At 70.6% G+C, this 10,401-nt stretch carries 9 protein-coding genes; 7 read left to right on the top strand and 2 right to left on the bottom strand.

Annotated elements, in window-relative coordinates; genetic code table 11:
* The 6 genes from nuoI to nuoN are packed head-to-tail and all read left to right on the top strand — an operon-like array spanning position 1 to position 6,904.
* Positions 1-615 carry an NADH-quinone oxidoreductase subunit NuoI gene (gene nuoI / locus OG904_RS11625; protein ID WP_405489985.1) on the top strand — a complete coding sequence of 205 codons (615 nt, stop codon included), beginning with the start codon at positions 1-3 and terminating at the stop codon, positions 613-615.
* Positions 612-1,424 (top strand): NADH-quinone oxidoreductase subunit J, encoded by an 813-nt coding sequence (locus OG904_RS11620; protein WP_405489983.1) that lies wholly within the window; start codon positions 612-614, stop codon positions 1,422-1,424. The genes nuoI and OG904_RS11620 overlap by 4 nt, the downstream gene beginning before the upstream one ends.
* Complete coding sequence (nuoK, locus tag OG904_RS11615) at positions 1,421-1,720, top strand: NADH-quinone oxidoreductase subunit NuoK (protein ID WP_351051749.1); 300 nt, start codon at positions 1,421-1,423, stop codon at positions 1,718-1,720. The genes OG904_RS11620 and nuoK overlap by 4 nt, the downstream gene beginning before the upstream one ends.
* A gap of 12 nt (positions 1,721-1,732) precedes the next feature.
* Positions 1,733-3,628, top strand: coding sequence for an NADH-quinone oxidoreductase subunit L (gene nuoL / locus OG904_RS11610; protein ID WP_405489980.1), 1,896 nt, complete (start codon positions 1,733-1,735; stop codon positions 3,626-3,628).
* Position 3,629: 1 nt separating this feature from the next.
* Entirely contained in the window at positions 3,630-5,249 is a 1,620-nt protein-coding gene (locus OG904_RS11605; protein ID WP_405489978.1) for an NADH-quinone oxidoreductase subunit M, read from the top strand.
* A gap of 5 nt (positions 5,250-5,254) precedes the next feature.
* Complete coding sequence (nuoN, locus tag OG904_RS11600) at positions 5,255-6,904, top strand: NADH-quinone oxidoreductase subunit NuoN (protein ID WP_405497948.1); 1,650 nt, start codon at positions 5,255-5,257, stop codon at positions 6,902-6,904.
* 71 nt (positions 6,905-6,975) lie between these two features.
* Here nuoN and OG904_RS11595 read toward each other — a convergent pair whose 3' ends face one another.
* Both OG904_RS11595 and fahA read right to left on the bottom strand, forming a co-directional pair.
* Complete coding sequence (locus OG904_RS11595) at positions 6,976-7,587, bottom strand: hypothetical protein (RefSeq protein WP_405489976.1); 612 nt, start codon at positions 7,585-7,587, stop codon at positions 6,976-6,978.
* A 367-nt stretch (positions 7,588-7,954) separates the two neighbouring features.
* Positions 7,955-9,178 carry a fumarylacetoacetase gene (gene fahA, locus OG904_RS11590; protein ID WP_405489974.1) on the bottom strand — a complete coding sequence of 408 codons (1,224 nt, stop codon included), beginning with the start codon at positions 9,176-9,178 and terminating at the stop codon, positions 7,955-7,957.
* 346 nt (positions 9,179-9,524) lie between these two features.
* Between fahA and OG904_RS11585 the strand changes: the two genes are divergently transcribed.
* A complete protein-coding gene (locus OG904_RS11585; protein WP_405489972.1) occupies positions 9,525-10,343 on the top strand; it encodes an HAD family hydrolase in 819 nt (272 codons plus the stop codon).
* Positions 10,344-10,401 lie beyond the last annotated feature (58 nt).

Raw genomic sequence — 10,401 nt, 5'->3', positions numbered from 1 at the left:
ATGTCTGACAAGTCTGACGCCGAGCAGGGCGAGAGCTGGCAGAACCCGGTGGCCGGCTTCGGCGTGACCTTCAAGGCCATGTTCAAGAAGCGCCTCACCGAGCAGTACCCGGAGCAGCAGAAGACCACCGCTCCCCGCTTCCACGGGCGGCACCAGCTCAACCGCCACCCGGACGGTCTGGAGAAGTGCATCGGGTGCGAGCTGTGCGCCTGGGCCTGTCCCGCCGACGCGATCTACGTCGAGGGCGCGGACAACACCGAGGAGGAGCGCTACTCCCCGGGTGAGCGGTACGGCCGGGTCTACCAGATCAACTACGCCCGCTGCATCCTGTGCGGGCTGTGCGTCGAGGCGTGCCCGACCAGGGCGCTGACCATGACGAACGAGTTCGAACTGGCCGACTCCAGCCGCGAAGCGCTCATCTACACCAAGGAGCAGCTGCTCTCCGGGCTGACCGAGGGCATGGTCGAGGCTCCGCACTCGATCTTCCCGGGCACCGAGGACACGGACTACTACCGCGGACTGGTGACCGGGGCGGCCCCCGGCACGGTCCGCCAGGTCGCCGTGTCGAAGGGCGAGGTCGCCCCCGAGGACGCTCCCGAGGGGGTGGGGGCGTGAGCGCCATCGCCGCAGCCGCCACCCTCACCTCCACCGGTGAGGCCGTGCAGTTCTGGGTCCTCGGCACGGTCGCCGTCATCGGCGCGCTGTCCACGATCCTGATGAAGAAGGCCGTGCACAGCGCCCTGAGCCTGGCCGGGACGATGATCATCCTGGCGGTCTTCTACCTCGCCAACGGGGCGTACTTCCTCGGCATCGTCCAGGTCGTCGTCTACACCGGCGCGATCATGATGCTCTTCCTCTTCGTCGTCATGCTCGTCGGCGTCACCGCCGCGGACTCGCTGACCGAGACCATCAAGGGACAGCGCTGGCTGGCCGTCCTGTGCGGCCTCGGCTTCGGCGTCCTGCTGATCGCCGGCCTCGCCAACGCCCGGCTCACCCACTTCAACGGACTCGGCCGGGTCAACTCCGGCGGGCACGTCGAGGGCCTGGCCGCGCTCATCTTCACCAAGTACGTGTTCGCCTTCGAGATCACCGGCGCCCTGCTGATCACGGCGGCCGTCGGCGCGATGGTGCTCACCCACCGCGAGCGCACCGAGCGGGCCGCCACCCAGCGCGAGCTCGCCGAGCGCCGCGTACGCGAGGGCGTGCAGCTCCCGCCGCTGCCCGCACCCGGCGTCTACGCCCGGCACAACGCCGTGGACGTCGCGGGCCTGCTGCCGGACGGCACCCCCTCCGAGCTCACCGTCAACCAGACGCTGCGCGCCCGCGGCCAGATCAGGGACGTCTCCGCCAAGGCGCTGGACGACCTGAAGGCCCTGGAGCAGCGGTCGTCGGAGCGGCTCGGCCGTGAGGAGGCCTCGAAGTGAACCCGGTCAACTACCTCTACCTGGCCGCCCTGCTCTTCACCATCGGCGCGGCCGGAGTCCTGGTCCGGAAGAACGCGATCGTGCTGTTCATGTGCGTCGAGCTCATGCTCAACGCCTGCAACCTCGCCTTCGTGACCTTCTCCCGGATGCACGGCAACCTCGACGGGCAGATCATCGCGTTCTTCACGATGGTCGTCGCCGCCGCCGAGGTCGTGGTGGGCCTCGCGATCATCGTGTCGCTGTTCCGTACCCGCCACTCGGCGTCCGTCGACGACGCCAGCCTGATGAAGCTGTAAGGGGCGCTCACAGTGGAAAATCTGATTGCGCTGCTGATCGCGGCGCCCCTGCTCGGAGCGGTGGTGCTGCTCTGCGGCGGCCGCCGCCTCGACAAGGCGGGGCACTGGCTCGGCACCTTGTTCGCCGCCGTCTCCTTCGGGATCGGCGCGGCCCTCTTCGCCGACATGCTCGGGCGCGGGGCCGAGGACCGTGCCATGCACCAGCGGCTGTTCACCTGGGTCCCCGTCGAGGGCTTCCAGGCCGACATGGCCTTCCAGCTCGACCAGCTGTCGATGACCTTCGTCCTGCTGATCTCCGGCGTGGGCACGCTCATCCACATCTACTCCATCGGCTACATGGAGCACGACGAGCGGCGCCGCCGCTTCTTCGGCTACCTCAACCTGTTCGTCGCGGCCATGCTGCTGCTGGTCCTCGCCGACAACTACCTGCTGCTGTACTTCGGCTGGGAGGGCGTGGGCCTCGCCTCGTACCTCCTGATCGGCTTCTGGCAGCACAAGCCCAGCGCGGCCACCGCCGCGAAGAAGGCCTTCCTCGTCAACCGCGTCGGTGACATCGGTCTCTCGATCGCGATCATGCTGATGTTCACCACGTTCGGGACCTTCGCCTTCGGGCCGGTCTTCGGCGCGGCGGGCGACGCGACCGAGGGCAAGCTGACGGCGATCGGCCTGATGCTGCTGCTGGCCGCCTGCGGCAAGTCGGCCCAGGTACCGCTGCAGTCCTGGCTCGGGGACGCGATGGAGGGCCCGACCCCGGTCTCGGCCCTCATCCACGCCGCGACCATGGTCACCGCCGGCGTCTACCTGATCGTCCGCTCGGCCGCGATCTTCAACGGGGCGCCCGACGCCCAGCTGGTGGTCACCGTCGTCGGAGCGGTCACCCTGCTCTTCGGTGCGATCGTCGGTTGCGCGAAGGACGACATCAAGAAGGCCCTCGCCGGCTCCACGATGTCGCAGATCGGCTACATGATCCTGGCGGCGGGCCTCGGCCCGGTCGGCTACGTCTTCGCCATCATGCACCTGGTCACGCACGGCTTCTTCAAGGCCGGCCTCTTCCTCGGCGCCGGTTCGGTCATGCACGGCATGAACGACGAAGTCGACATGCGCAAGTACGGTGCCCTGCGCAAGTACATGCCGGTCACCTTCGTGACCTTCGGCCTCGGCTACCTCGCCATCATCGGCTTCCCGGGCCTGTCCGGGTTCTTCTCCAAGGACCGGATCATCGAGGCCGCCTTCGCCAAGGGCGGCACCGAGGGCTGGATCCTGGGCGGGGTGACCCTGCTGGGCGCCGCCATCACCGCCTTCTACATGACCCGGGTCATGCTCCTCACCTTCTTCGGGGAGAAGCGCTGGCAGCCGGATGGCGAAGGCCACGAACCGCACCCGCACGAGTCCCCGAAGAGCATGACCATCCCGATGATCGTGCTCGCCTTCGGGTCGGTCTTCGCGGGCGGCATCTTCGGGATCGGCGACCGCTTCCTGAAGTGGCTGGAGCCCGTCACCGGGCACGAGCACGGCAACCCGCCGGTCAGCGCCCTGACGGTGACCCTGTCCACGATGGTGGTCCTCGTCATCGGCGTCGGCATCGCCTGGGCCATGTACGGCAGGAAGCCCGTCCCGGTCACCGCCCCGCGCGGCTCGCTCCTCACCCGGGCGGCCCGGCGGGACCTGTACCAGGACGACCTCAACCACGTGGTCCTGGTCCGCGGCGGGGAGCACCTGACCCGCTCCCTCGTCTACGTCGACCACAGCCTGGTCGACGGCGTGGTCAACGGGACGGCCGCCGGAGTCGGCGGACTGTCGGGCCGGCTGCGCAAGCTGCAGAACGGCTACGCCCGCAGTTACGCGGTCTCGATGTTCGGGGGCGCGGCGGTCCTGATCGCCGCGACCCTGCTGATGAGGGCGGTGTGAGATGAGTTTCCCGCTTCTGACGGTGACGGCCGCGGTCCCCGCGGTCGGCGCGATCCTGACGGCGGCCGTCCCGGCCGCCCGCCGGACCGCCGCCAAATGGCTCGCCCTGTTCTTCTCGCTGGCGACCCTGGCCCTGGCCGTGCTCGTCGCGATCCGCTTCGAGCCCGGTGGCGACCGCTACCAGCTCACCGAATCCCACGCCTGGATCAAGGACTTCGGCGTCCGCTACGAACTGGGCGTCGACGGCATCGCGGTGGTGCTGATCGCGCTCACCGCCGTGTTGATGCCGTTCATCATTCTGGCCGGGTGGCATGACGCCGACCCGTTGGAGAACAAGAGCCAGCGCTGGCGTCCGACGCAGGGCTTCTTCGCCCTGATCCTGATGGTCGAGGCGATGGTGGTGATCTCCTTCGAGGCCACCGACGTCTTCCTCTTCTACATCTTCTTCGAAGCCATGCTCATCCCGATGTACTTCCTCATCGGCGGCTTCGGCGACCGGGCCACTTCCTCCCAATCAGCCGCTGCCGCGGCGGGCGGGTCCGATGAGAACGCGGCCGCGCAGCGCTCGTACGCGGCGGTCAAGTTCCTCCTCTACAACCTGGCCGGCGGCCTGATCATGCTGGCCGCCGTCATCGGGCTGTACGTGGTCGCCGGGAACTTCTCCCTCCAGGAGATCACCGCCGCCCGTGCCGCGGGCACGCTCGACATGGCGACCAACACCGAACGGCTGCTGTTCCTCGGCTTCTTCTTCGCCTTCGCGGTGAAGGCCCCGCTGTGGCCGCTGCACACCTGGCTGCCGAACGCGATGGGCGAGGCCACGGCCCCGGTCGCCGTCCTGATCACCGCGGTCGTCGACAAGGTCGGCACCTTCGCGATGCTCCGCTTCTGCCTCGGGCTCTTCCCCGAGGCCAGCAAGTGGGCCACGCCGGTGATCCTCGTACTGGCCCTGATCAGCATCGTCTACGGCGCGCTGGTCGCGGTCGGGCAGCGGGACATCAAGCGGCTGGTCGCCTATGCCTCGATCTCGCACTTCGGCTTCATCGTCCTGGGCATCTTCGCGATGACCTCCCAGGGCCAGTCGGGCGCGACGCTGTACATGGTCAACCACGGGATCTCGACGGCGGCGCTGATGCTGGTCGCCGGCTTCCTGATCTCGCGGCGCGGATCGCGGCTCATCGCCGACTTCGGCGGTGTGCAGAAGGTGGCCCCGGTGCTGGCCGGCACCTTCCTGATCGGTGGACTCGCCACGCTGTCGCTGCCGGGGCTCGCCCCCTTCGTCAGTGAGTTCCTGGTCCTGGTCGGCACGTTCGCCCGGTACCCGGTCGTCGGCGTCATCGCCACCACCGGCATCGTGCTGGCGGCGCTCTACACGCTGGTCCTCTACCAGCGCACCATGACCGGCCCGGTCAAGGAGGAGGTCCGCACCATGCCGGACCTGCGCCTGCGGGAGGTCCTGGTGGTCGCCCCGCTGATCGCGCTGCTGATCGGGCTCGGCGTCTACCCCAAGGTCCTCACCGACATCGTCAACCCGGCGGTGAAGCACACCATGTCGGACGTGAAGCAGACGGACCCGAAGCCCGAGGTGGCTGTCGAGGCCAAGAATGGGGAGGGGGCGAAGTGAGCACCGTGACTGCTGCCCAGAGCCTGCTGCCGACACTGGCGGCCGCGGCGCCGATCGACAAGATCCCGGCCCCGCACATCGAGTACGCCCAGCTCTCGCCCACGCTCATCGTGCTGGGAGCGGCGGTCATCGGAGTCCTCGTCGAGGCCTTCGTACCGCGCAAGGCCCGTTACTACACGCAGGTGTTCCTCGCCGTCGCCGCGCTGGCCTCGGCCTTCGCGGCGGTCGTCGGGCTCGCCGCCGGCGGGTACGGCAGCTCCAAGGCGCACATCGCGGCCATGGGCGCCGTGGCCGTGGACGGTCCGGCACTGTTCCTGCAGGGCACCATCATCCTGGCCTCCGTCGTGGCGATCTTCACCTTCGCCGAGCGGCGCCTGGACCCCGCCGCCCACGGCAACCGGGTGGACTCCTTCGCCGCGCAGGCGGCGTCCGTCCCGGGCAGCGAGAGCGAGAAGGAAGCCGTCAAGGCGGGCTTCACCACCACCGAGGTCTTCCCGCTGGCCCTGTTCGCGATCTCCGGGATGCTGATCTTCCCCGCGGCCAACGACCTGCTGACGCTGTTCGTGGCCCTGGAGGTCTTCTCCCTCCCGCTGTACCTGCTCTGCGCCGTCGCCCGCCGCCAGCGGCTGATGTCGCAGGAGGCGGCCGTCAAGTACTTCCTGCTCGGCGCCTTCTCCTCGGCCTTCCTCCTCTTCGGCATCGCGCTGGTCTACGGGTACGCGGGCTCCGTCTCGTACGCGACCATCGCGGAGGTCGTCGACGGCACCGTGGCGAACATCGACCCGGCGCTCGCCGGCACGATGGGCAACGACGCGCTGCTGCTGATCGGCGGCGCGCTGATCCTGGCGGGCCTGCTCTTCAAGGTCGGCGCGGTCCCCTTCCACATGTGGACCCCGGACGTCTACCAGGGCGCCCCCACCCCGGTCACCGGCTTCATGGCGGCGGCGACGAAGGTGGCGGCGTTCGGAGCCCTCCTCCGTCTCCTCTACGTGGTGCTGCCGGGCCTGCGGTGGGACTGGCGGCCGGTGATGTGGGGCGTCGCGATCGTCACGATGCTGGCCGGCGCGGTCATCGCCGTGACCCAGACCGACGTCAAGCGGCTCCTCGCCTACTCCTCGATCGCGCACGCCGGCTTCATCCTGGCCGGTGTGATCGCCACCTCGGCGGAGGGCGTCAAGTCCGTCCTCTTCTACCTGGCCGCGTACTCCTTCGTGACGATCGGCGCCTTCGCGGTGGTCACGCTGGTCCGCGACGCGGGCGGCGAGGCCACGCACCTGTCCAAGTGGGCCGGTCTGGGACGTCGTTCGCCGCTGACGGCGGCCGTCTTCGCGGTCTTCCTGCTGGCCTTCGCCGGCATCCCGCTGACGTCCGGCTTCTCCGGCAAGTTCGCCGTGTTCAAGGCGGCGGCGGAGGGCGGCGCGGGAGCGCTGGTCGTGGTCGGTGTCATCTCGTCCGCGATCGCCGCGTTCTTCTACATCCGGGTGATCGTCCTGATGTTCTTCAGCGAGCCGAAGGCGGACGGCCCCACGGTCGCCGTCCCGTCCCCGCTGACGATGACGACGATCGCGGTGGGCGTCGCGGTCACGCTGGTACTGGGCGTGGCCCCGCAGTACTTCCTGGACCTGGCGGGCCAGGCGAGCACGTTCGTGCGCTGACGGCTCCGCCGGCCGTACGCGACCGGGCCCGGCTCCCCTTCGGGGGGAGCCGGGCCCTTGCCGTGCCTGCGCTAGTGGCCGTGGTCGTGGGGGGTGGCGGGCTTCGCCGGGTCGGTGGCCTTGGCGGGGCAGGTCAGGGCGGGGTTCCAGTTGTGGAAGCGGCCGGCCGGGTTGTCCCGGTACGCCCACAGGTGGAGGTCGTAGTGCTTGGGCATGCCCGCCCAGTGGCCCGGCATCGGCCCGTCGAAGGGCAGCCCGAACATGCTCGGCCGGTCATCGGTGGTCTTGAAGTCCTGGTCCCGGTCGGCGGACATCCACTCCACCGCCTCCAGCTTGCGGCGGCCGTGCTCGTCCTTCGCGGTGCTGTAGAGCAGCGCCGCCGGCTTGCCGGGGTCCGTCGAACCCCAGTAGGCCTCCTTGACGTAGTGGTAGCCCATGGAGCCCACCCCGAACGGGTTGTTCATGCAGGCCTCGCCGTGCGGCAGGTACCCGTCCTTCAGGGCCTCCTGCTCGTCCGCGTACTTGGCCGTCACCCGGATCGCCGTCGCCATGTCACGCATGGCCTGCGTGTTCCTCGGGTCGGGCGCGGGCCCGTCGACGCCGTGGGCGGGGGCGACGGCGGCCAGGCCGAGGGATATCGCGGCAGCACAGGTCAGGACGGCTTTGCGGGGGCGGAGGGACATCGGGGCTCCTGCCGTTCGGGGGCGTCGGTGGCTTTCGTCCACCATCCCGGCGCGGTGACGCGGCTGCACGCGGCGGGCCCCCGAACGGGGGGTCGGGGGCGTACCGCTCAGGCCGGACGGGTGGTTCCGGCCGGGGGCGCCCGGGCGCCGCGCGGTGGGGCCCCTCGCCGAGGCAGCGGTGCGCGACGTCGGTGTCGCTGCGCGGCGACATCTCGTACGAGGGGCGGTCCGGCGTCGCCGCACCCGCGGGGCTCACAGGCGTGAGGCGTACGCGCGCACGTCCGCGTCCGGGTCGCGGACGGCCGTTGCCAGCGCCGCCACCCCGCCGGACCGGCCCGTCCCCGGGGTGCGGGCCGGCGGGTGCGGACTAGCGGGTGCCCACGATGCGGCCGGTGACCTCGCCGAGGCCCACCCGGGCGCCGTCGGCGCCCGGCGCCCACGCGGTGAGGGTGACGGTGTCCCCGTCCTCCAGGAACGTGCGCTTGCCGTCGGCGAGGTCGATGGCGTCGCGGCCGTTCCAGGTGAGCTCGAGCAGGGAACCGCGCTGGCCGGTCTCCGGGCCGCTGACGGTGCCCGAACCGTAGACGTCGCCGGTGCGCAGCGAGGCGCCGTTGACGGTCATGTGCGCGAGCTGCTGGGCGGCGGTCCAGTACATGGAGGCGAACGGCGGCTGCGCCACCTCCTGCCCGTTGATGGAGACGGTGATGCGCAGGTCGAAGCCGCCGGGGCGCTCGGCGGCGGAGTCGTCGAGGTAGGGCAGGAGCGGGAAGTCGCGGGCGGGCGGGGCGACCCGGGCCGCGTCCAGGGCCTCCAGCGGGGTGACCCAGGCGGAGACGGAGGTGGCGAAGGACTTTCCGAGGAAGGGGCCGAGCGGCACGTACTCCCAGGCCTGGATGTCGCGCGCGGACCAGTCGTTGAGCAGGAACAGCCCGAAGACGTGCTCCTCGAAGTCGCCGAGGGCCACCGGGCGGCCCAGCTCGGAGGGGGTGCCCACGACGAAGCCGACCTCGGCCTCGATGTCGAGCTTGACGGATGGCCCGAAGACGGGCGCGGGGTCGGCCGGCGCCTTGCGCTGGCCGGACGGCCGTACGACGTCGGTGCCGCTCACCACGATGGTCCCGGACCGGCCGTGGTAACCGATGGGCAGGTGCTTCCAGTTGGGGGTGAGCGCGTCCCCGTCCGGCCGGAAGATCTGGCCGACGTTGGTGGCGTGGTGCTCGCTCGCGTAGAAGTCGACGTAGTCGGCGACCTCGTACGGGAGGTGCAGCGCGACCTCCTCCAGCGGCAGCAGGTGCGGCTCCACGGCGGGCCGGTGACCGGGGTCGGTGACCCAGGCGGTCAGCGCGCGGCGCACGTCGTGCCAGGCGGTGCGGCCCGCGGCGAGCAGGGGGTTCAGCGAGGGCTGTCCGAGCAGTCCGGCGTACGGGGACCCGAGCGCGGCCGCGGCCGCCCCGGCGTCGAGCACGTACCCGCCGATCCGGACTCCGATCCGCCGCCGCTCCTCCGCGTCGGTGGAGAACACGCCGTAGGGGAGGTTGTGCGGCCCGAACGGGTCGCCCTCGGGGACATCGAGGGGGCTCTGCTGGGGCATGGGGTGCTGCCTCGCTTTCGACGCGGTCCGGGGGTGTCCCGGTAGACACGGTGCGGGACACGCTACCCAGGATCACGACCGAAAGCTCGGGTGCCCGGAGCGGAGATGAAACACACGGGGGAGGACGCCAACGGGCAGATCTGGTGACCTTCGGTCACATCGCGTCATTTCGTACGGATTGCCGAGCGCGGGTCGTACGCTCCGTCCGGCACGGGATGGCTGCCGGACGGATGCCGGACGGATGCCAGGCGGCTGCGAGTCGGCTGCCGGGCGGGAATCATCCACCTTCAGGTGGAGAAGATGCCAATTGTAAGACTTGTCCGAGGGGGTCCGTATTCTTGGCGGGGTGACTTCCGCCCTGCCTCAGGCCCTTCCCTATGCCTTGATCGCCACCGACCTGGACGGGACTCTGCTCCGCGCCGGAGACGCCGTCTCGGCCCGCTCCTCCGCGGCGCTCCGGGCCGCCCGGGCCGCCGGCGCCCGGCACATCATCGTGACGGGCCGCCCGGTCCCGCAGGTCCGCCACGTCCTGGACGGCCTCGGCTACAGGGGGCTCGCGGTGTGCGGGCAGGGAGCGCAGGTCTACGACGCGGCGACCGGAGCGCTGCTGCACTCCGTGGCCATGGACCGGGAGTTGGCCGAGGTCGCCCTCGGGAAGATCGAGGCGGAGGTCGGGGAGGTCTACGCGGCGGTCAACCAGGAGGGCCTCGACGCGGAGATGCTGATGGGGCCGGGCTACCGGATGTGGCACCCGCACCTGCCGACGGTGGCGGTGGCCCGCCGGTCCGACCTCTGGTCCTCCCCGATCAACAAGGTGCTGCTCCAGCACCCCCGCCTCTCGGACGACGAACTGACGGCGGTGGCCCGGTCGGTGGTCGGGGACCTGGTCAACGTCACCATGGCCGGGGAGCACACCGTCGAACTCCAGCCGCCCGGCATCGACAAGGCGAGCGGCCTGGCGGTGGCGGCGGAGCTCCTGGACGTCGCCGCGTCGTCGACGATCGCCTTCGGCGACATGCCGAACGACATCCCGATGTTCGCGTGGTCGGCGTACGGGGTCGCGATGGCGGACGCCCACCGCGAACTCCTGGCCGTCGCCGACGAGGTCACCCTCTCGAACGAGTCGGACGGCGTCGCGGTGGTCCTGGAACGCCTCTTCGCCTGACCTGCGGCGCCGTCCCCGGGGCCCGGCACCCGGGCCCCGGGCCCCGGGCCCCGGGGTT

This window comes from Streptomyces sp. NBC_00096, assembly GCF_045041305.1.
GTDB lineage: Bacteria > Actinomycetota > Actinomycetes > Streptomycetales > Streptomycetaceae > Streptomyces.
This window is presented reverse-complemented; position numbering and strand designations above follow the sequence as displayed.